The 20,679-nt window shown below is 60.6% G+C and carries 16 protein-coding genes; 9 read left to right on the top strand and 7 right to left on the bottom strand.

Annotation, left to right across the window (positions count from 1 at the left end):
- Positions 1-7: 7 nt before the first annotated feature.
- Entirely contained in the window at positions 8-874 is an 867-nt protein-coding gene (locus ACP26L_RS34595) for an AraC family ligand binding domain-containing protein (RefSeq protein ID WP_426450100.1), read from the bottom strand.
- A gap of 209 nt (positions 875-1,083) precedes the next feature.
- Here ACP26L_RS34595 and ACP26L_RS34590 point away from each other — a divergent pair, with 209 nt between their 5' ends.
- The 3 genes from ACP26L_RS34590 to ACP26L_RS34580 all read left to right on the top strand — a co-directional run bounded on the left by ACP26L_RS34590 (position 1,084) and on the right by ACP26L_RS34580 (position 5,005).
- Positions 1,084-2,262: a galactokinase gene (locus tag ACP26L_RS34590; RefSeq protein WP_426450099.1), complete on the top strand. Its 1,179-nt coding sequence runs from the start codon at positions 1,084-1,086 to the stop codon at positions 2,260-2,262.
- 72 nt (positions 2,263-2,334) lie between these two features.
- Positions 2,335-3,327 carry a UDP-glucose 4-epimerase GalE gene (gene galE, locus ACP26L_RS34585; RefSeq protein WP_426450098.1) on the top strand — a complete coding sequence of 331 codons (993 nt, stop codon included), beginning with the start codon at positions 2,335-2,337 and terminating at the stop codon, positions 3,325-3,327.
- 88 nt (positions 3,328-3,415) lie between these two features.
- On the top strand, positions 3,416-5,005 hold the full coding sequence (locus ACP26L_RS34580; protein ID WP_426450096.1) for a UDP-glucose--hexose-1-phosphate uridylyltransferase: 1,590 nt from the start codon (positions 3,416-3,418) through the stop codon (positions 5,003-5,005).
- 199 nt (positions 5,006-5,204) lie between these two features.
- On the opposite strand, the gene ACP26L_RS34575 is transcribed toward ACP26L_RS34580, so the two are convergent.
- Both ACP26L_RS34575 and ACP26L_RS34570 read right to left on the bottom strand, forming a co-directional pair.
- On the bottom strand, positions 5,205-5,375 hold the full coding sequence (locus ACP26L_RS34575; RefSeq protein WP_013921320.1) for a hypothetical protein: 171 nt from the start codon (positions 5,373-5,375) through the stop codon (positions 5,205-5,207).
- Between the two features lie 272 nt (positions 5,376-5,647).
- On the bottom strand, positions 5,648-5,857 hold the full coding sequence (locus ACP26L_RS34570) for a DUF1540 domain-containing protein (protein WP_426450094.1): 210 nt from the start codon (positions 5,855-5,857) through the stop codon (positions 5,648-5,650).
- A gap of 637 nt (positions 5,858-6,494) precedes the next feature.
- Between ACP26L_RS34570 and ACP26L_RS34565 the strand changes: the two genes are divergently transcribed.
- The 4 genes from ACP26L_RS34565 (at position 6,495) to ACP26L_RS34550 (ending at position 10,203) form a co-directional block, all read left to right on the top strand.
- Positions 6,495-7,961 (top strand): circularly permuted type 2 ATP-grasp protein, encoded by a 1,467-nt coding sequence (locus ACP26L_RS34565; protein ID WP_426450093.1) that lies wholly within the window; start codon positions 6,495-6,497, stop codon positions 7,959-7,961.
- Between the two features lie 88 nt (positions 7,962-8,049).
- On the top strand, positions 8,050-9,000 hold the full coding sequence (locus ACP26L_RS34560; protein WP_426450092.1) for an alpha-E domain-containing protein: 951 nt from the start codon (positions 8,050-8,052) through the stop codon (positions 8,998-9,000).
- Positions 8,997-9,860 (top strand): transglutaminase family protein, encoded by an 864-nt coding sequence (locus ACP26L_RS34555; RefSeq protein ID WP_426450091.1) that lies wholly within the window; start codon positions 8,997-8,999, stop codon positions 9,858-9,860. The genes ACP26L_RS34560 and ACP26L_RS34555 overlap by 4 nt, the downstream gene beginning before the upstream one ends.
- A gap of 142 nt (positions 9,861-10,002) precedes the next feature.
- Positions 10,003-10,203, top strand: coding sequence for a hypothetical protein (locus ACP26L_RS34550; RefSeq protein WP_426450090.1), 201 nt, complete (start codon positions 10,003-10,005; stop codon positions 10,201-10,203).
- Positions 10,204-10,450: 247 nt separating this feature from the next.
- Here ACP26L_RS34550 and ACP26L_RS34545 read toward each other — a convergent pair whose 3' ends face one another.
- The 3 genes from ACP26L_RS34545 to ACP26L_RS34535 form a co-directional block, all read right to left on the bottom strand.
- Entirely contained in the window at positions 10,451-13,357 is a 2,907-nt protein-coding gene (locus ACP26L_RS34545; protein WP_426450089.1) for an ATP-binding protein, read from the bottom strand.
- 212 nt (positions 13,358-13,569) lie between these two features.
- Positions 13,570-16,515, bottom strand: a complete 2,946-nt coding sequence (locus ACP26L_RS34540; protein ID WP_426450088.1) for a DEAD/DEAH box helicase — start codon at positions 16,513-16,515, stop codon at positions 13,570-13,572.
- Positions 16,503-18,107, bottom strand: coding sequence for a hypothetical protein (locus ACP26L_RS34535; protein WP_426450087.1), 1,605 nt, complete (start codon positions 18,105-18,107; stop codon positions 16,503-16,505). The genes ACP26L_RS34540 and ACP26L_RS34535 overlap by 13 nt, the downstream gene beginning before the upstream one ends.
- Before the next feature lie 241 nt (positions 18,108-18,348).
- On the opposite strand from ACP26L_RS34535, the gene ACP26L_RS34530 reads away from it, so the two are divergent.
- Positions 18,349-18,642, top strand: coding sequence for a hypothetical protein (locus ACP26L_RS34530; protein WP_426450086.1), 294 nt, complete (start codon positions 18,349-18,351; stop codon positions 18,640-18,642).
- Positions 18,643-18,657: 15 nt separating this feature from the next.
- Entirely contained in the window at positions 18,658-18,984 is a 327-nt protein-coding gene (locus tag ACP26L_RS34525) for a 4a-hydroxytetrahydrobiopterin dehydratase (protein ID WP_426450085.1), read from the top strand.
- A gap of 182 nt (positions 18,985-19,166) precedes the next feature.
- Here ACP26L_RS34525 and ACP26L_RS34520 read toward each other — a convergent pair whose 3' ends face one another.
- Positions 19,167-20,654 carry a methyl-accepting chemotaxis protein gene (locus tag ACP26L_RS34520; protein ID WP_426450083.1) on the bottom strand — a complete coding sequence of 496 codons (1,488 nt, stop codon included), beginning with the start codon at positions 20,652-20,654 and terminating at the stop codon, positions 19,167-19,169.
- Positions 20,655-20,679: the final 25 nt, after the last annotated feature.

Below are 20,679 nucleotides of genomic sequence, written 5' to 3'. Positions count from 1 at the left end.
CGTGATTCTACAGCAGCGACTGGCGGTAATCCGTCGGCGAGACGCCGTACTGCCGCTTGAACTGCTTCGAGAAGTAGAGCGGGTCCTGGAACCCGACGGAGGACGCAGTCTGTTCTACCGTCAGCTCCGGCCGCTCCCGCAGCAGATGGCGCGCCTTGTCGAGCCGCAGCCGAAGCAGGAAGGTGACCGGGGTGACGCCGGTCTGCTGCTTGAAGAGCGTGGACAGGTACGCCCGGTTATAGCCGAGCGTCTCGGCCATGAGCTCGATGGTGATCGGCTCGGCATACTGCGCGGACAAGTAGTTCAGCGCCTGCTGTACCGTCTGTGCCGCCGGGCTGGTGTCCTCGGGCAGAGCCCGCCCTTCCCCCTGCAGGGCCTCCGCATAGTCGGCCAGGAGCAGCTGCAGCAGGCCGTTCGCCTTCAGGTTCGCCGAGAGGCTGCGGGAGCGGAAGGCGCTCTGCACCTGGTGGAACAGCACCCCGATGCTCCGGCGGCGGGGCGCATGGACCACCGGCTGGCGCGAGCTCAGCCCGATGCCCTCGAGCAGGACGCCGGCCTGCTCGCCTTCGAAGGCGATCCACCGGTAGTGCCACGGATCTTCAAGGTCGGCTGTGTAGGCGACGAGCTTCCCCGGCTCGATCAGGAAGCTGTCCCCGGGGCCTAGCTCGTACGTTTGGCCGAGGCAGGTGTAGGTGCCCCGGCCGGATAGAATGTGATGCAGCAGATAATAGTCGACCACCTTCGGCCCCGGCTTATGGCCGGGCTTCGTCTGGCTGTGACCGGAGAACAGAACGGTCAGGGGACTGGGCGGTGCCGGGGGATAAGGATTCGAGACGACGTAATAGCTCTCGGGACGGGGAGTGGAAGAATTCACGGCAGGCAGCTCCTTGCACACGGGTTTTTGGGGTCCATTGTATCACGAAGCAGAGGAGGGAGAATAGCGTAATCTAACATTTTTCCATGCGGGTCTGACATCGTTCCATACTCTCCGGCAGGCTTCCTGCGCTATACTGTAACCAATCAGGGAGAGGAATGCATCAGGGATTCCAGCTCTATCCATACTTATTGATGAGGTGATTGGCCATGAGTGAAGTACAGGTGCTGAAAGAACAGTTTATCGAATTGTACGGCAGCGAAAGCGCCCATGAGATCCACGTATTCCTGGCGCCGGGCCGGGTGAATCTGATCGGCGAGCATACGGACTATAACGGAGGCTACGTGTTTCCGGCCGCGCTGACGTTCGGCACGACCCTGCTGATCCGCCGCCGGGACGACGGGCAGCTTGGCTTTGCATCGACGAACTTCCCGCTGCGCAAACAAATTTCCATTAATGATATCGAATATCGTGCCGAGGACGACTGGACCAACTACCCCAAAGGGGTGATCAAGGAGCTGCAGGACCGCGGCGTCCGGGTAGGCGGATATGACCTGCTGTTCAGCGGCGCCATCCCGAACGGCTCGGGCCTCTCGTCCTCCGCTTCGATCGAAGTGGTGACCGCCTACGGCATATTGACGATGGAAGGGCAGCCGGTGGACACCGTGGACATCTCGCTGCTGGCGCAGAAGGCCGAGAATGAGTTCATCGGCGTGAAGTGCGGAATTATGGACCAGTTCGCCGTTGCCAACGGCAAGAAGGACCATGCGATCCTGCTCATGTGCGATACCCTCGAGTATAAGCACGTGCCGTTCAAGAGCGGCGCCTACAAACTCGTCATCGGCAACACGAACAAGAAGCGCGGCCTGGTCGACTCCGCGTATAATGAACGCCGTGCCCAGTGCGAGCAGGCGGTGAAGGATCTGCAGGTGAAGTACCCGGACTTAAGGCTGCTCGGCCAGCTGTCCCTGGAGCAGTTCACGGAATCCCAGGACCTGATCCAGGATCCGGTGGTCCGCAAGCGCGCCCAGCACGTGGTGGAAGAGATTCACCGCGTACTGCACTCCGTGCGCGTGCTGGAAGAGGATGATCTGGTCGGCTTCGGCGAGCTCATGATCGGCTCCCACAAGTCGCTGCGTGACCTCTACGAGGTAACGGGCTTCGAGCTCGACACGATGGTCGAGGCGGCGCTGGAGGTGCCGGGCGTGCTCGGTTCCCGGATGACGGGAGCAGGCTTCGGGGGCTGCACCGTGTCGCTCGTCCATGAGGAGAGCGTCGAGCGCTTCATCGAGGAAGTAGGCCAGGTGTACAAGAACAAGACCGGGCTCACCGCCGATTTCTATGTATGCAACATCGGAGACGGCGTTAAGGAGCTCGAGATCGGCTAAACGGCGGATACTCCAGGAATGACCACATAGATAAATAGAACAATAGAGGATAGTGAAGGGAGAGAGAGCATCATGGCAATCTTGGTAACTGGCGGAGCGGGATATATCGGCTCGCATACGGTAGCGGAGCTTCTGGCGAGAGGGGAAGAGGTCGTCATCGTCGACAATCTGCATCAAGGGCACCGCGAAGCGGTGCTTGGAGGCAAGCTGTACGTGGGCGATCTGCGTGATGGGGACTTCCTCGATACGGTATTCGGCGAGAACGAGATCGACGCGGTGATCCACTTCGCGGCCAGCTCGCTGGTGGGCGAGAGCATGCAGAATCCGGGCAAGTACTATCATAACAACGTGTACGGCACGCTCTGCCTGCTCGAGAAGATGAACCAGTACGGCGTGAAGAAGATCGTCTTCTCCTCCACGGCGGCCACCTACGGTGAGCCGGAGAACATTCCGATTCTGGAGACGGACCGCACCCTGCCGACCAACGCGTATGGCGAGACAAAGCTGGCGATGGAGAAAATGATGCGCTGGTTCGACACGGCCCACGGCATCAAATACGTGTCTCTCCGCTACTTCAACGCGGCCGGCGCCCATGAAGAGGGCAAGATCGGCGAAGACCATTCGCCGGAGACGCATCTGATCCCGATCATCCTCCAGGTGGCGCTCGGCAAGCGCGAGCACATCTCGATCTACGGCGACGATTACCCGACCGCGGACGGCACCTGCATCCGCGATTACATCCACGTCACCGACCTGGCGGATGCGCATATTCTCGCAGTGAAGAAGCTGCGTGAAGGCGGCGAGAGTGCCGTCTATAACCTCGGCAACGGCCAGGGCTTCTCGGTGAAGGAAGTCATCGATATCGCCCGCAGCGTGACCGGCCACAGCATTCCGGCCGTGGTGGAAGCTCGCCGCGCCGGTGATCCGGCCGTGCTGGTCGCCTCTTCCGACCGCGCGAGAAGCGAGCTGGGCTGGGAGCCGAAGCGCAACCAGCTCGAGCGCATCATCGCTTCCGCGTGGGCATGGCACCAGAGCCGGCCGGACGGCTACGGCCGCAACGCCTAAGGCAGCGTCTTACCAAGATGCCGATACAGCCGGGCGGGGCTGCGGGCCTGGAGCCCGCACCCTGCGGCGGCAAGGAGGGAAAAGAGCAATGGATACGACACAGAAGGCACCTCAGGGCAGCGCTCCCGCCGCTCAGGCGGCCTACCTGATCGAGCGGCTGCTGCAGTTCGCCTTGAAGCGCAGGCTGATCGAAGGCCTCGACGTATACGCCGCCCGCAACGGGCTGCTGGATCTGTTTGGCATTGCCGAGCCCTATGCGGGCGAGGTGGAGGAAGCGCCGGCCGAGAGTCCGGTAGGCATTCTGGAAGGGCTGCTTGACTATGCGGCACAGAGCGGTCTGCTCGAGGAGAACAACACGACGCTGCGTGATCTGCTCGACGCGCGCATCATGGGGCAGCTGATGCCTCGCCAGTCGGAGGTCGTAGGCCGGTTCTGGAATAAGGCGAGGAAGGAAGGGGTGGAGCAGGCGACTGATGAATTCTACCGTCTCTGCATCGACTCCAACTATATCCGCATGGACCGGATCGAGAAGAACCTGTACTGGCTGGCTCCGACAGAATATGGGGCGCTGGAGATGACGGTCAATCTCTCGAAGCCGGAGAAGGACCCGAAGGAGATTGCGATGCTGAAGAATGCGCCGCAGTCGCATTATCCGAAGTGTCTGCTCTGCGTGGAGAACGTCGGCTATGCCGGGCGCCTGAATCATCCGGCCCGTCAGAACCACCGGGTCATTCCGCTCGAGCTGAACGGTGATCCGTGGTTCTTCCAGTACTCCCCATATGTCTATTATAACGAACACAGCATCATCTTCGATAAACAGCACCGGCCGATGAAGATTTCGCATGGCACCTTCGAGCGGCTGCTCGATTTTGTGGACCAGTTCCCGCACTATTTTATCGGTTCGAATGCCGACCTGCCGATTGTCGGCGGCTCGATTCTGAATCATGACCACTTCCAGGGCGGCCGGCACAAGTTCCCGATGGAGATCGCGCCGGTTGAAGAGAGCTTCACCCACGCGGAGTATCCGGGCGTGAAGCTCGGCATCGTGAACTGGCCGATGTCGGTCATCCGCATCCAGAGCCATCACCGGGAGCTTGTGCTGAAGCTGGCCGGCACCATCCTGGATACCTGGAGAGACTACAGCGATCCGTCGCAGGAAGTGCTCGCTTATACGGAGCAGGACGGTGTGCGGACGCCGCACAATACCGTCACGCCGATCGCCCGCAACAATGCGAATGGCGAGTATGAGCTCGATCTCGTGCTGCGCAACAACCGTACGAGTGCAGAGCATCCGGACGGAATCTTCCACCCGCACCAGGAGCTGCATCATATCAAGAAGGAGAACATCGGCCTGATTGAAGTGATGGGGCTGGCCGTACTGCCCGGCCGTCTTAAGGATGAGCTGGAGCTGGCGGCGAAGCTGTTCACGGGCGGACTGCCGATGGACAGCAGCATCACGGAAGACGCTTCCCACCCGCTGCACAAGCATGCGGCCTGGCTGTCCGGAATGATGGAGGAGCACGGCACTTCGCTGACAGAGGAGCAGGCAGACCATCTGCTGAAGGAAGCGGTCGGCCGCAAATTCTCCGACGTGCTGCGGGATGCCGGAGTTTACAAGCGGGATGCGCACGGGCGCCAAGGGTTCCGGGCTTACCTGAAGAGCATCGGATTCGAATGAAGGAACGGATCGTCGGAATCGAAGGGGGCGGGGGACCGTCCCTTATCGATGAGGCGCCGGACCCGGGGGTCTCATGAACGCCCCTTAGCACGCCAAAAAGGGCTGAAGCATTTGCTTCAGCCCTTTTTCATGCTGCTGGTGCAGACGGGATACCGCGAGGAGGCGGAAGGCAACCGCCGGCATTCCTGACGCTCCGGAATTACACAATAATGCGCTGGCGGGGTTCGACCGCGGCAGGCGCCTCGGAAGTCACTTGGACGATCTGCAGGTTGTTCATGCAGAGGCTCAGTTTCTGCAGAGCGGCTTCCGCTTGTTCCCGGCTCATCGGGTGCCCGAGTAGTTTACCTTTGTAGCTGATGCTGAATTTCATATTCCGTCCTCCATTACTAATAAATTGGTTGATTGTATTAGGGAAAGGCCCGGCGATGACCGCCGTTCCTTTGGTTATCTTGAGGGCGATGTATGCATAGTGGAGGTATGATCATCCAGGAGCGTAAAAACGTCCATCCCAATAGATTCGCAGCAAAGGGGAGACTAAGGTCCATTCACTTCACCGCATCAAAAGAACAGACGGCCCGGGAGTGCCGGGTATCTGTTCTTCTGACGATTATTGTCATAAGGAACATGGTCGTATGGCCCACTTTAGTGGGATTTGCGCTCTTCGAAGGTCTGACAACAGGTGTCAATGACGCCGCTGGCTTGATCCTGATGGCGTGAGTCGTACTCCAGTCCGTCCTTACTCTGCGTACCCGGCTTGTCCGCGTGTGCATTGACCTCGATCATAATGACCTCTGCATTGCAGTTATTGCCGCTCTCCCAGTATTCACAGTTGGCAATACTGCATTTCACCATTGGATTTTCCATGTGGAATCACCTCCGCTTCTTATTAACCATCCGGGAGAGTTCTTAAACACCGATTCGGCATAAGGAATAAAGAGGAAAGTTATCGAACACTTGTTCCTATTATATAAGAGTGGTTCGCATACGCCAAGACCCAATTCGAAGCGGACTTCGCCGTCGAACGCAGTCGAAACGCTCCCCGTCCCTCGGGGATGACGGGCAGGCTTCCGCTCACGTTCAGAGTAGAGCGGAAGCCAAGCGGGAAGAGACGGGAATTGCGCCTCTGTCCGCAGCTCCCTCTACAGGCCTTTACCTACTAAACGTGAAAATAAGGGAAAGGGTTTCAGTCCAGTAGGGAGCGGAACGCCGTGGGAGCCTACCGGACAGCCTGCGGGGCACGGGAAAGACGCACATTCCACTCCTTTTGACAACAAGCTGCCGGGCCGCCCGAAGGGAGTGCCGGAACAGGCTGGAGGGAAGCCGCTCCAAGGATAAGAGATGGACAAAGTATATGTTAATTATATTGACACAAAATAAAGATAGGCATATGATTAAGGGTATAAAAAAGAGGATCATTCGGCTTTTCCCATCGAAAACCTATTAAATATGTAATGTATTCTAACATTTTAATAGAATAGGAGGTTTTTCGATGGCCCAGAAGAGAGCATCATCCTTCTCGCCTTATCCGCTGCACGACTTCTATGATGAGATGTTCGCCGGGGAGACAGGGCCTGTGGTGCGGGATCACTACAAGGAAGTATACCGGCGCTTCGCTGCCATGGGGGCCGGGGAGATGGCTCTCAAGCAGACGGCCATTGACCAGCGGATGATGGAGGAGGGCATTACCTTTACCCTCTATAACCCGGCCCAGTCCCAACCGCTGGAGCGCACGATCCCCTTCGACATGATCCCGCGGATTATCCCAGCCGGCGAGTGGGAACGGATTGAGGCCGGGCTGGTGCAGCGGGTGCGGGCGCTGAACCGGTTTCTGCACGATATTTATCATGAGGGGGATATCATCCGGGATGGCATCGTGCCGCGCCGGATGGTGGTCGCCAACCGGTATTACCGTCCGGAGATGATGCGTCTGCGCGTCCCGGGCAGTGCTTACATTACAACCTCAGGCATTGATCTGATACGCCATTCGGATGGTGAATATTATGTGCTGGAAGATAACCTCAGGTCGCCTTCCGGCTTTTCGTATCTCTTCCAGGGGCGCAATCTGATGAACCAGCTCTTCCCCGACTTGACCCTCAGCACCCGGGTGCGCGATGTGGAGATCGGCTTGAATCAATTCTTGTCCGTGCTGCGCAGCCTTGCGCCGGACCGTAAGGCGGATCCTGTGATCGCCCTGCTGACCCCGGGGGAATACAACTCCGCCTATTACGAACATGCTTTCCTGGCCCAGCAGATGGGGATTCATCTCGTAGAGGGACGGGATCTCACCGCCATTGATCACAAAATATATATCCGCAGCATGAAAGGACTGCAGCAGGTCGACGTGCTGTACCGCCGGATCGACGACGACTACCTGGACCCGCTGGCCTTCCATCCCGACTCGGTTCTAGGGGTGGCCGGCATCATGAACGCCTACCGGGCGGGCAATCTGGCGATTGCGAATGCGCCGGGTACCGGGGTAGCCGACGACAAGGCGGTGTACGCCTATGTGCCGAACATGATCCGCTACTATCTGAACGAAGAACCGCTGCTGAAGAATGTGCCGACCTATGTGCTGGAGCGGCCCGATGAACGGGAGTACGTCCTTGCCCATCTGCCGGAGCTGGTCGTCAAGGAGACCTCGCTCTCCGGCGGGTACGGAATGCTTATCGGTCCCTCGGCCACCGAGGAGGAGCTTGCCGCCTTCGCGCAGCGGATCGCGCAGGACCCGGGCCGCTACATCGCCCAGCCGACCATGCAGCTCTCCCGGGCTCCGGTGCTCATAGGGGGCCGGATGGTTCCGCGGCACCTGGACCTGCGGGCATTCCTGCTCATGGGGGCCGATGAACAGATGCACATCATCCCCGGAGGACTGACGCGCATGGCCATGAAGGAGGGATCGCTGGTCGTGAATTCATCGCAGGGGGGCGGCTGCAAGGATACGTGGGTGCTGGCTTGATGTTCGGTGTGTATACCCTGTGTGTCCGGGGTGGGGCGCCTGAGGTCCGCTCGGGCCGGGTCTTTATCCTTACAAGGGAGTGAGAAGCATGCTGAATCGCAATGCGGAGGCTTTGTTCTGGGTAGGGCGGTATATGGAGCGTGCGGAGAACCATGCGCGGCTGATCGATGTGCACTATCATATTCAGCATGAGGGCGATTTCTCTGATGAGGAGCACAAATGGGCCCGGCTGATCGATGCGCTCGGCGCCCGTTCGGATTACCTTCTGCAGTTCGATGCCTTCACGGAGCGGGATGTGCTCTCCTTCATCACGCTCGACCGGGGCTACATCAACTCGCTGTTCTCCTGCGTCAGCCGCGCGCGCACGAACCTGAGGACCCTGAGGGAGAAGCTGCCGGGAGAGCTGTGGGAGGTTATGAATTCGTTCTATCTGTGGCTCGGCGAGAAGAAGGTCGCCGACATCCTGTCGGAAGCCCCCTATCCGTTCTATAAGGGGATCAAGGAGCGGGCGGCCATGTTCCTTGGGATGGAGCAGTCGGTGATGCTGCGGGAGAACGAGTGGCATTTTATCGAAAGCGGCCGGTTCCTTGAACGTGCGGAGAATACGGTGCGGATTCTTCAATCGGTCGTCCATGCGATCCAGGGCGCCGGAGCTCCGCCGTATCCCTATCTGCAGGCTGTGCTGAAGTCGGTGAGCGCCCAGCAGTCGTTCCGCCGGCATTATGCCGATGCGGTCGCAGCGGAGCATATTATCCGCTTCCTGATCGAAAGCGACGCTTTCCCGCGTTCGGTCCGGTTCTCCTTCGCGAAGCTGGAGGAGCATCTGGCGGGGATTGAGCTCGATGCGGGGGAAGCCCAGCTGCCCCATGAGAAAGCCGTCCGGCAGGCGGCCAAGGTCCGGGCGGAGCTCGCCTGCCTGGACGAAGAGATGTCCATGGAGGACTCGGAGCGCCTGCTCCACTATCTCATGAACGCCTCCCAGAAGCTGGGGAAGGGGATGGCGGCCGCCTTCTTTCGCATCGAGGAGGCCTCCGCATGAAAATAGAGATCTCGCACATGACCAGATACATCTACGAAGAGCCGGTTACGGACAGTGTCAATGAGATTCGTCTGACGCCGCGGACGAATTACCGGCAGTCCTGCTTTCATCATGAGGTGCGGGTGGAGCCCGGCACCTCCCTGTTCACCTACGAGGATTATTTCGGCAACCGGGTGCATTCCTTCTCCGTGCATCAGCCGCACCGCGAGCTGGTGATCCAGGTGAGGGCGACCGTTACCACGATGGACCGGCACCAGGGTGACGAGCTCCCCTGTCTTCCGTTCGAAGAGCAGGCGGCGCTGCTGCAGGGGGAGGGGCTGCAGAACCGGTACATCGAATATCTGCTGCCGACCGGCTATACGGAGGAATCGCAGGAGCTGGCGGCCTATGCGGCCGCCTGTCCGTTCCGGGAGGATGGCATGTATCCCTGGGTCCAGCGGCTGACGGGGGCTATCCACAGCGAACTGACGTATGACCCCGAGGTGACCAGCGTGCATACCACCGCTCTGGAGACCTTGAAGCTGCGGCGAGGCGTATGCCAGGATTACGCCCACCTGATGATCGCGGTCTGCCGCAGCCGCGGCCTTCCGGCCCGGTACGTGAGCGGCTACCATTTCGTCGGGGACCTGACGGGGGGCAGCGCCGATTTTGAACAGGCGTCCCATGCTTGGGTCGAAGTGCATATTCCGGGCACGGGATGGCTTGGATTCGATCCCACCAATAACGCGGAGGTAGACGGGCGCTATGTGAAGCTTGGCCACGGCCGGGACTACCGCGATATCGTGCCGGTTAAGGGCGTCTACCGGGGGACAGGCCATCAGAAGCTTGAGGTGAAAGTGGATGTGCGCCGGCTGGATTAGGGACAGAGCTGTGGGGCTGGATTCCGGCATATTTTGCCGCTGTGCCTGAAGGGTACGGCGGTACCGGTACTAGGGGAAGTTAGTACTGTCCGGGCAGGGAAGGATGGATTACAATGATTACCAAGGAAGGTGATCGATCGTGATGAGCATAGGACTATTTCTTGCCGCCCTGCTGCTGTTTTATCTGCTGTTCGCGGGTACCGTCTCCCGGACGGCGGAGGGACACTCCGGCGACTCGCTGGGGGATGTGCTTCATATCGGGGCGTTGGTAGCGATCTGTCTGATGCTCGCGGGACTTGGCGCCGCAGTCTACCTCATGAGCGGCTTGGGCTGGTTGTCGTGAGACGGAGGCGGGGAATGAAGCAGGTTCGTATCCGGATCCACCATAACCAAAAAACCATCCGGTCTCTCCCCGCAGGGCAGAAGGGCACGGATGGTTTTTTGAATAGATAAGGACATCTTCCACAGGACCCCGATCAGGGGCTTTTCTTAAAATAATAGAATTTATATCTCGCCAGAGCTCGATCTGTTCTGCCTTGGCTGCGCAGATGCAGGCCTGCCGCCAGCGGAGCGGGTAGGAAGAATAAGAGCTAAGTCGTCAACCCGGGATCCTGCAGTCCCCCGGCCGGGCGGGGTTCAACTTCGATGTGATCATCCCGGCGCGTAATCTCTTGAATTTCGATACCGTTCTTCTCCAGGCTGGACGCCACAGCCAGCTCATCATGTCCCATGAAGACGTAAGCCGGATGGCGGCCCGTATGGGTCAGCAAATGCTCGGCCACCTGCAGCAGCTTCTCCATCGTGAAAGGCTTGCGGAGGAACTTCTCCCGTTCCTTCTCCCGGTAGCCCTGCGGCTGGTCAATCGACGTTGAGACGATCACCGGGGTGCGGTGATACTGCGGATGGCGATAGAGCTCCAGCAGGAAGTCCCAGCCACTCTTCGTGCCTTCGAGCAGGATGTCGACGACGCACAACCGCGGACCTTCGCCCTCGGTGCGGTCCAGCGCGAGGATGGCTTCCTCCGCCGAACGCACATGCGTGACGGGAAGCTCCAGCTTGGCGAGGGTATCGACGATAAGCTTGGCGAGGTTCTCGTCATCCTCGACCAGAAGAATGCGCCCTCCGGAAGGCAGCATCTCGATAGAAGGCAGGCAGAGGGTGAAGGTGGAGCCTTCGCCCATGGAAGACTCATAGGTGATTGTGCCATCATGCGCCTCGGCGATCTCTTTGACGATGGCCAGGCCGAGGCCCGTTCCCCCGATCTGGCGCCGGTCCGAGTTGTCGACGCGGTAGAACTTGTTGAAGAGCTTGTCCCTGGCGTCCTCGGGAATGCCGAGTCCATAATCCTGGATATCCAGACGGGCTTCACCCTGAATGCTCCGGAGGATGATATCCACCCGGTCGGCCCGGGGCGAATATTTGACCGCATTGCTTACCAGGTTGTGGACGATCTGCTTCAGGCGGTCCGCATCCCCGCGCACCCAGATTTCCTGGGAAGGCCGCTGCAGCACAATCTCATGCCCCTGCTTGGTCCTCCACTGCTCCGCAACCTCCTGCACGATGCCTCCGAGCTCTACGGGAACCAGGTGATACACCTGCTTGCCCGCTTCCATCCGCTGCAGATCCAGAAAATCGTTGATCAAGGTGGACAGCCGCGTGGCTTCCTTGTAGATCGTCTGCATATAACGCTGCTGCTTCTCAGCCGGCAGCTGACGGTGCAGGAGAATCTCGATGAACCCAAGCACACTGGCGAGCGGCGTGCGCAGCTCGTGCGAGACGATCGAGATGAACTCGTTTTTCATCTCGTCGACCTTCTCTTCCTCCGTACGGTCGCGGAAGACGAACAAGTACCCCTGCACCTCGCTGGTAAGCTTCTGCTCTACCTTGCTGGCGTACAGCTCGAAGTGGCGGAGCTGGCCGTCCTCGCCGTTCGGGAAGTGGAACCGCTCGATGAGATGATCTCTCTCCCCGCGAAGCATGGCCTGAATGGCCTCGTAGATCGTGGCGAGCTGCGGCGTAAGATCCACGGCGAACTTGTATACGTCCCCGATGTTATCCCCGATCCGGTGGCTCACATTCATCTTGGAATTGGCAAAAAGGATATTCCCCGACGCATCGGTCATCATCATGGACTCATGGGTCGATTCGAGAATGCTGCCGATGAGGTTATTCTGCTCTTCGATCAGCCGCTTCTCGTGCAGCAGCTGTTCATTGAGCTGTTCGAGATAGGAAGCCTGCCGCCTCCGGTCTTCATTGAACTGCTGCACTTGGAAGGCCAGCTCGAATTGGTGCAGCAGGCCCTTGGACAGACGGGTTTGCTGCTCGTCCGGTGTTCGCTGGTAACCGGTCAGAAGCAGGAAGCCCACCGCTTCCTTGCGGTCGTTCAGCAGCGGACAGTAACGGTCGACGGCGTAAGTCACGCCGTAGTGGAAGCCGCGCTCCGCTTCGGTGGCCTCGCGTTTGATTTCGAACGTCGTTTTCTCGGTGATCACCCGCCGGGCCGGACCGTGCAATTCGCTTTCACGAACAACCGCGCCGCTCTGAGGGTATCCGAGCGCATACTGGACGACGTACTGCGGTTCATCGGCGGGCAGCGGTCCGGCCGTCTTCATCACGAGCATGCCGGCTTCCAGCTTCAGCGAAGCGAGCAGGGCGGGGAGCGAAGCTTCCAGGAAGGTCTCCATATCCTTGGCACCCGTCAGCTTCTCCTGATAAGTGGAGATGGCTTCGAGCTCCTGCTCGCGCAGGGACAGCTTCTCGAGCGTGGCCTCCTGCTCCTCCTGCTGGGCGATGATTTCCTCGTTCTGCACCTCCAGACTCTCCGCCATGAACCGGTACGTTTCCTCGCTCCTGCGCAGGGCCGCTTCGGCGCGGTTCGCCCGGTGGAAGATGAAGGCCGAATAGAGGCCGACAATCACGGCTATGGCGCTTCCCAAGCTGATGATGAGGCGAGCGTTATTTCCCGCGGTGAGAGCGGACTTATGGGCTTCATCGGCGATGATGTTGATCTCGGTTTTCAGCTTGGTATGCAGCTGCCGGAAGCGGTCCATATAGGTTTTGCCTGTGCCCACCCGCTGGAAGGCCAGATCTTTCTGTCCTGAGCGGATCAGATTGATTTGGCTGGAGTAATGCTCCTGCAGCCGGCGGATCTGGGGCAGCAGATCGGCTTCCATAATGCTTCCCACGCGGGGATACAGCTTCTGGTATTCGGCCATGCGGTCCAGATCGAGCTGAAGCTCCGTCATGCCTTCATAATGCGGTTCAAGGTACCTCTCTTCTCCGGTAACCTCGAAGCCGCGCAGGCCGGTCTCCATATTGATGAGATCGACGAGCAGCTCGTCGGATAAGGAAGAGAGCGGCAGGACGCTGCCGATCACGCTGTTCAGCTTCGCCTCCGTATTGGTGGAGGCGATGAAGCTGGAAGCGCCTACGAGGACGAGCAGGGTAAAGATCGTAATGACGTAAACCAGAGGCATTTTGGAAGCGGATTTATTCATATGCTAACCACCCTAGGCGAAAGTGAGAACATTCCTTCCGGTACTATTCGGTCCCGGCGGGCCCGATTCCTGCCCGGCATTCGGATCGGCCCCCCCTCAGGTACAGCGGAGGGGGCCCGGCCGGAATATGTCGATACCAACTATATCGTCAGGGAGCTTGGTTTTTATGACGGTGATTGCCAAATTCATGCGCCGCGCCGTCCGTGTCCGCATCAAGAGCGTTCCACCCATTCGCTGCGCAGAGCGAACAGATCCTTGAGGTCATCCGTGGACAGCTCGGTGATCCATTGTTCTCCCGAACCGACAATCTGCTGGCTGAGCCCGAGCTTCTTGTCGATCATCTCGTCGATGCGTTCCTCCAGGGTGCCCAGCGTTACGAACTTATGCACCTGCACCTGGCGGGTCTGGCCGATCCGGAAGGCCCGGTCGGTCGCCTGGTTCTCCACCGCCGGATTCCACCAGCGGTCGAAGTGAAAGACGTGGTTGGCCGCCGTAAGGTTAAGACCGGTGCCGCCCGCCTTCAGCGACAGAAGGAAGATGCCCGGTTCCTCATCCGCAGAGCCCGGGGCTTCCCCCTGGAACACCTCGATCATCCGGTCGCGCTCCACCTTGGAGCTGCCCCCATGCAGGAAGGGAACCCGACGGGTGAACTCTTCCTGGAGCACCCGCTGCAGCAGGTGGCCCGTCTCCACGAACTGGGTGAAAATCAGGCACTTATCGCCTTCCTGGCGAAGCTCCTGCACCATCTCAAGCAGCCGCTCCACCTTGTTCGAGCGTCCCTGCCAAGGCGCCCTGGCGGAGTCCTTGGAGAGCAGGGACGGGTGGTTGCAGATCTGCTTCAGCTTCGTCAGCGCTGCGAGGATCAGGCCGCGGCGTTCCATGGGCGAGAGGGTATCGAGCTTGTCGAACATGTCGCGGATGTAATTTTCGTACAGCGTAGCCTGTTCGGCCGTAAGCGATACGTACGTCTTGTACTCGTACTTGTCCGGAAGGTCCAGCTGGATCGAAGGATCCTTCTTCACACGGCGGAGCAGGAACGGACGAATCAGCCGCTGGACCTTGCCGATGAGTTCGGCATCCTGGGTCCGTTCGATAGCGCTGACATACCGGTGGGTGAAGTCCCGGAGCGTGCCGAGATACCCGGGATTGAGGAAGTCGAAGATCGACCACAGCTCCGTCAGCCGGTTCTCGATCGGGGTGCCCGTCAGCGCGATGCGGTGCCTGCCGCTGAGCTTGCGGATGGACTGCGCCTGCTTCGTGTAGGCGTTCTTGATGTTCTGCGCTTCGTCAAGGCAGATCGACTCCCACTCGACGGTGGAGAGCTCGACCTCGTCGAGATGCGACAGGGTGTAGGTGGTCAGCATCAGGTCGCACTCCCGCAGGCTCTCCGCGAAGCGCTCCCCTTTGGGCCTCGCCGGACCGTAGTGCAGCTTCACGCGCAGGTCCGGGGCGAAGCGCTGGAGCTCCTTCTGCCAGTTGCCGAGCACCGAGGTCGGGCAGATGAGCAGGGAAGGGGCGCGGCCCTCCGGAGTCCCTTGGGCGCTGCCGCTGGCGGAAGTCAGCCCTTCTTCGCGGAGGTGCAGCAGGTACGTGATCATCTGGATCGTCTTCCCGAGACCCATGTCGTCGGCCAGGCAGCCGCCAAGGCCGCACTGCCGCAGGAAGACGAGCCAGGAGATGCCCTCGACCTGGTAGGGCCGGAGCGTGCCGCGGAAGCTGTCCGGCGGCTCGGTCAGGGGCGGCCGCTGGGCATGGTTGAGCAGGCCGACCAGCTCTTCGAGCTGCTCGCTGAGCTCGACCTCCATCTTCAGCGACCGGTGGAAGTCGAGGTCCTCCTCGCCTTCGCTTGAGCCGAGCAGATGAAGCTCGAGCACGTCGCGGAAGGAGAGGCCCTGCTTCTTCTCAACCTGGCTCATGACCTGCTGCAGCTGGGCGAGCTGCGAGGGATCGAGCTGGACCCACTGTCCTCGGATCTGCACGAGCCGCTTGTTCTGCTCGAGCAGCTCGCGGAATTCCGCTTCGGTCAGCTCGATGTCGCCGAGGGCGATCTTCCAGTCGAACTGCAGCAGCTGATTCAGGCCGAACATCGCCTGAGGGCCTGTGCCGACCGAAGACTTGATCTTCGCCTTGAGGCGCGGCTTCCACTTGCGGATGCGCTCCCACCAGGCGGGCAGGATGACAGAATAGCCCGCTTCCATGAGCCGGAGGCTGCCCTTCGTGAGCAGCTCCCAGGCTTCATGCTGCGGCAGGGCGTCCCGCAGGCTGTCGTCTCCCTCGGCCAGCCACGGCAGCATGCGCCGCCACTTGGCGGCATCCCGGGCTGCGCGCCCGAGGTGCGGCCGCCAGGAGGCGGGCAGCGCCTCCGCACCGCGCGGCGCGGGGGCGTCAGCGGCAGGTTCGCCTTCCTGCAGGCCGTCCCAGGACGCCGCATCGGCGGGAGGCACGGCGAACTGCACTTCCTTGTCGCTGCGGTCCTGCAGGATGACCTGCAGCGGCCACAGCACGCCCTGCTCGGCCGGCTCCTCGAGCCGCAGGCAGGTGCGGAAGGGCGTGCCGTCCGACTGCCAGCCGATGGAGACGAGCCAGTCCTCCTCGTCCATCCAGACATCGCCGGAGGCCTGCCCCCGCAGGAGCAGGGGGAACGCCCGCTCGAGCTGCTCCAGGCTCTGGCGCATGACGCCGTCCGCCCGCGTCCACTCGGGGATGAGGCGGTCCATCCAGGCCTCCGCCACCGGCAGGGCCGCCCAGGCGGCCGCCGACTCCGGCAGCTGGAGCTTCCAGCCGAGCTCGCCGCTCTTCCACTTGGCGAAGTCCGGCATGAAACGGCCGGCCGTGAGCGCCTCCTTCACATGCGGAGCGAGCTTCATCAGCTCCTGCAGCTCCCGGCTCAGCGTTAGCGGGTGGTGCTGCACCATCGCGGGTGCGGCCAGATAATCGAGCGCGTCCAGCGCCGGCAGCAGCAAGCCTTCGACATTCAGCGATTCGATTGCTTCGATGAAGGTGCCGTAGAAGGAGGGAGCGTGCCAGGCGAACAGCCAATCCCGCAGCTCGTAGGGATCGCATACGCCGCCGTTCCTTGTTCCCCACAGGAAGAGACCGCCCTGCGGGGCCCAGCGCACATTTACCTGGACCGCGGAAGTATCGGTTACGGAATCCATTGCCCTTGTTTCAGCTCCTCCTGCAGCGCGCGCAGGCGCGAATATTTGACCGCGAGGCGGTAGATGTAATCCTCCCATTCGGGAAGCCGGTGCAGCTTTTTGTAGAAGGCATGCAGCTTCTTCAGCAGCTTCGTGGCCGTGGCGTAGGCGGTCCGGTTCTTCTCCGCGATGGCCCGCTCCACCGCCTGATGGTACAGCGGCAGCACGAGCGCGGGGTCCTCCCGCTCCACGGTCTGCAGATCGACCGAGTAGAGGCTCATCGGCGAGACGCGGCTGGCCATCTGCAGGTCGATCCAGGCCTTGTGGCGCTTTGCTTTCAGCAGATAGGCGGTATAAAAAGGATACGTCCGCGGCAGCAGCCCTACCATGATGCCGATCCATTCCTCGTCGCTGGGCTGCCGCTGCACGGCCTCCATCCAGTAATGGCAGAACTGCCGCAGCTCATCCTGCTGGGACCGCTGGACGGCTGGCAGCAGCCAGCGCAGCCAGGCCAGCATGCGGTCCCATGCTTCCTCCTCATAACAGCGGTGCAGGTACAGGAAGAAATCCTTGGCCTCCCGCCGGCCGAGCTGCTCCATCCGCTGGCGCGCATGTTCGTCGTCGCCTTCGATAACCAGGAAGTGCGCCTCGGCCATGATCAGGGCGTCCCGGCGCCGCGGCATGAGGTCGGAGGCGGCGAGCAGTCCGGCGAGGCGGGAGCGCTCTGCGCTCATCCACGGTCCGTCCTGGGGCATCCGCCACCAGATGCTGCGGTATACGGTCGACCAGGAGAGCGGGGACTCCTTGCCTGAGAGGGCAGCCTCGGAGATCATCGCCAGCGTCTCCTTCCACTGGGCCGTATACTTGCGGGTGAGGGCTTCCATATCGAGCCTCGGCACCAGGGTCAGCAGCTCATCGTGGCACTGCCGGCCGACGGTGCGGCAGCCCGTCTCAATATAATAGGAAAGATAAGAAGTCTTGGTCTCTTGGTAGAACTGTTCGATCTTGCGCATGACGAACAGCAGCAGCTGCAGGGCGTACAGCTCCTTCAGCGGAGCCGGCCAGCCTTCCGCATGGCCGCTGAGCTTCTCCTTCACGGCGCCGTAGAACTGCTCGATCGAGCTCTGCTGATTAAGCGAGAAGCCGTAGAACTGCTGGTCGAAGAACCGCTGCCACAGCGAGGGGCTTTGGCCCGGTGCCGGCGCTTCGAGACGCTGCTCCTGCTTCTTCTCAGCCGTGCGCGTGCTGCCCTGGCGGGACTGGGCCTGCCGGTTCTTCACGAGAATGGCCTGCTTCAGCTGGGCCAGGAGAAGCTCCGGCCGGCCGTGCGGCACGAACAGTGCGAATACCACCGCAGCCTGGTGCTCGCAGTGCTCCCCGTGAGAGCAGCTGCACTCGCTTTTCGGGATCGTTTCGAGGTTCAGAATCACCTCGGCGGGCTTCGTGTCCCGGACAAGGGCATGTACCTCGAGCCCGTGCTTCAGCTCCATGTCCTGGGCCAGACCTTTGTGGAACAGCTCCCAGCCGCGCTCGAGCCTCTCCAATTCGAACTGGTCGCGCAGATGCCTGGCCAGCGCTTTGATTCGATTTTTCGGAATCTGCAGCTTGAGCATGTTTCGCCCTCCGCCCTTTTTGTCTATCCTTATAGTGTACCAGATTTTGCATGAGAATGCGCAGGGAATCCGCCGATTGTTCCCGAATTTTTCGGCAGAGGGGAGCACGGATACAGGGAGCCTCTGTGACCGGGCAGCACGAATGAATCCGTTTTCTTTGGAGAGAGGAACGGTTGCAGGCACCCTGCTTTGCGGGTACAATGAGGCAAAAGGATACTCAAGGTCCAAAGGAGGCATGTCCATGGGCATCAGGTTCGGAAGGGAATATAACGATATCATCAGCGACTTCACCGATGCGCTGCAGGGGATTGACGGCTGCCACGAGTTTCTGGAGATGACGGCGGAGGATTGGAATGTCATGGACAGTGTGGAGCAGAAGGAGTGCATGAAGACGCTGGCGGATGACCTCTTCTACGGGCTCGGCACCGAATCTCCGATGAGTGTCGGCGGCTGCACGGTGACGCATGACGCCAAGCGGCATCTGATCCGGATCGATCATGGTGAAGCGCTTACGAGAGTGATTCATCTTGTCTAATAAGGGGGCGCGGTTATGAGCGGGAGACTCCCGGAGCCGGAGGTCGAAGCGTTGCTGGCGCAAGCCGGCGACTGGAAGCGGCAGGAGGAACGATGGATCGTCCGCAAATACCGCTTTCCTTCGTTCCCCGAAGCTGTCGAATTCGTGAACCGGCTATCCGAAGCAGCCGAGGAGCTGAACCATCATCCGCTCATCGCGATAGACTATAAGCTTGTTACGCTGAGGCTGACGTCTTGGCATGCGGGTGGACTGACGGCACTCGATTTCTCCGCCGCGGCCCGTTTCGACGAGGCGTACCGGCCTTGGGAGAGGGCGGCGGACGGTTTACCGCATCAGGAATAAAAGAAAGAAGGGTGGTCCGCGCTGTGAGGCGGGGCCACCCTTCTTCTTGTATAGGTGCAGGTAAAAGGAGCTGCATCATTGATTTGATTTGGTATGCTGGTCAAACGCGAGGTGTCAGTTCGTATGGGCCATGCAGCCAATATCACCGTGCCGGCTTGGCTTCAAGATCCCCGCGGGAATGCTTACCCATGCTGCGTAAGCATCCGGCTGAGCTGCGAGGTGAGCCCCTCGAGCTCTCCTAGGCTGGAGGCGATCCGCCCGGTCCGGGCGCTCTGCTCGTCGAGGCTGGCGTTAATCTCTTCGACCGAGGCATTCGTCTGCTCGGTAACCGCCGAGACGCTGCCGGCTTCCTGTACCATCGCCTTCGTGCGTTCCTCGAGCTGCTCCAGCAGGGAAGCGACCGAGGCGGAGCGCTCCGATACCGACTGCGCTGCCTGCAGGAGCTGGGCGAAGAGCTCTCCGACTTCGCTGCCGGAGGAGCGGATGGTGCCGACCGCTTCCCGGCCCTGCAGGATCTGCCCGGATACGACGCCGGTCTGGTGCTGAATCCGCGTGAGGATGTCCGTGATCTGGGCCGTCGATTCCTCCGCACCGCTGGAGAGCTTGCGGATCTCCTGCGCCACGACGGCGAAGCCTCGGCCGTGCTCTCCCGCCCGTGCGGCTTCGATGCCTGCGTTGAGGGCGAGCAGGCTGGTCTGCCGTGCGATCGCCTGGATCGACTGCAGCACGGTGGAGATTTGCTCGCTCTGCATCCGCAGCGTTTCCATGGAAGCGTACGTGGTGTCCATCATGCCGCTGACCCGGGATACGTCGGACTGCAGGCTGGCCATGTGTCCCTTGCCTGCTTCAATGACAGCGGAGGTCCGTTCGGACACCCGCATCATGTCGGAGGTCGAGGTGCCGATCGAGGACACGAACGCGCCGGAGTCGTGAATGGACCCGTTGATGTCGGCGACGGAGGCCGCCTGGGATTCCATGCCCTTGGCGATCTCCCCGAAGCTCACCGCCAGCTCGCGGCCAATCCGATCGGTCTCTACGGCGTTGTCCTTGAGCTGCTGGCCGAAGGATTCGAGTCCCTGCACGGATACCTGCACGTCACGCAGAAGAGATGCCATACCCGCCTGTCCTTCCTGCAGCTCGCCGACCATCCGCCTGCCCATCATGCAGACCGTGATGCCGGCCAGACCGACCATAAGGAAGACGACGAACATCACGATCTTGTCGAAGACGGGTTGAGATGCGATATAAGGGTTGAACACGGTGTGGATGATGGCGATCCCTATGGCCGCAGAGGTCCCGACGATGCTTGTTCCCGTATGAAGATAGACGAGGGAGAGGGCCATATAAATGAGCAGAGCGCTCCAGGAACCGGCCGCCGGAATGAACCAGAGAATCACGAATCCGACGACGAACATGTAAACGGTCAGGACGGTCTTGCCCTGCGGCCGGGGGCCGTATGTCTTGTGGAGCCAGGGGATCAACGAAGCCAGAAGAGCGGCGGTTACCGTAAACGCTGCGGTCATCGGACCGCTGATGATCCCGATCAGCCACAGAAGCAGGTAAATCGGGAGACAGGACAGGAGCAGGGTCATCAGGGTGCCGGCAAGAAGCTTGGATCCAAACTGCTCGTGGGAGGTGGCGCGGGATGGTGCGGGATGCTGTGTATTCATGGATGCAGTTCTCCTTCTCTCCTGG

The organism is Paenibacillus sp. S-38, from assembly GCF_049942825.1.
Taxonomy (GTDB): Bacteria; Bacillota; Bacilli; order Paenibacillales; family NBRC-103111; genus Paenibacillus_G.
This window is presented reverse-complemented; position numbering and strand designations above follow the sequence as displayed.

What these genes read in the sequence shown, in the direction of transcription:
- ACP26L_RS34525 (WP_426450085.1), top strand. Translation starts at nt 18,658, where the DNA reads ATGAGCGGGAGACTCCCGGAGCCGGAGGTCGAAGCGTTGCTGGCGCAA.
- galE (WP_426450098.1), top strand. Translation starts at nt 2,335, where the DNA reads ATGGCAATCTTGGTAACTGGCGGAGCGGGATATATCGGCTCGCATACG.
- ACP26L_RS34520 (WP_426450083.1), bottom strand. Translation starts at nt 20,654, where the DNA reads ATGAATACACAGCATCCCGCACCATCCCGCGCCACCTCCCACGAGCAG.
- ACP26L_RS34565 (WP_426450093.1), top strand. Translation starts at nt 6,495, where the DNA reads ATGGCCCAGAAGAGAGCATCATCCTTCTCGCCTTATCCGCTGCACGAC.
- ACP26L_RS34530 (WP_426450086.1), top strand. Translation starts at nt 18,349, where the DNA reads ATGGGCATCAGGTTCGGAAGGGAATATAACGATATCATCAGCGACTTC.
- ACP26L_RS34580 (WP_426450096.1), top strand. Translation starts at nt 3,416, where the DNA reads ATGGATACGACACAGAAGGCACCTCAGGGCAGCGCTCCCGCCGCTCAG.
- ACP26L_RS34560 (WP_426450092.1), top strand. Translation starts at nt 8,050, where the DNA reads ATGCTGAATCGCAATGCGGAGGCTTTGTTCTGGGTAGGGCGGTATATG.
- ACP26L_RS34555 (WP_426450091.1), top strand. Translation starts at nt 8,997, where the DNA reads ATGAAAATAGAGATCTCGCACATGACCAGATACATCTACGAAGAGCCG.
- ACP26L_RS34545 (WP_426450089.1), bottom strand. Translation starts at nt 13,357, where the DNA reads ATGAATAAATCCGCTTCCAAAATGCCTCTGGTTTACGTCATTACGATC.
- ACP26L_RS34550 (WP_426450090.1), top strand. Translation starts at nt 10,003, where the DNA reads ATGAGCATAGGACTATTTCTTGCCGCCCTGCTGCTGTTTTATCTGCTG.
- ACP26L_RS34535 (WP_426450087.1), bottom strand. Translation starts at nt 18,107, where the DNA reads ATGCTCAAGCTGCAGATTCCGAAAAATCGAATCAAAGCGCTGGCCAGG.
- ACP26L_RS34570 (WP_426450094.1), bottom strand. Translation starts at nt 5,857, where the DNA reads ATGGTGAAATGCAGTATTGCCAACTGTGAATACTGGGAGAGCGGCAAT.
- ACP26L_RS34575 (WP_013921320.1), bottom strand. Translation starts at nt 5,375, where the DNA reads ATGAAATTCAGCATCAGCTACAAAGGTAAACTACTCGGGCACCCGATG.
- ACP26L_RS34540 (WP_426450088.1), bottom strand. Translation starts at nt 16,515, where the DNA reads ATGGATTCCGTAACCGATACTTCCGCGGTCCAGGTAAATGTGCGCTGG.
- ACP26L_RS34590 (WP_426450099.1), top strand. Translation starts at nt 1,084, where the DNA reads ATGAGTGAAGTACAGGTGCTGAAAGAACAGTTTATCGAATTGTACGGC.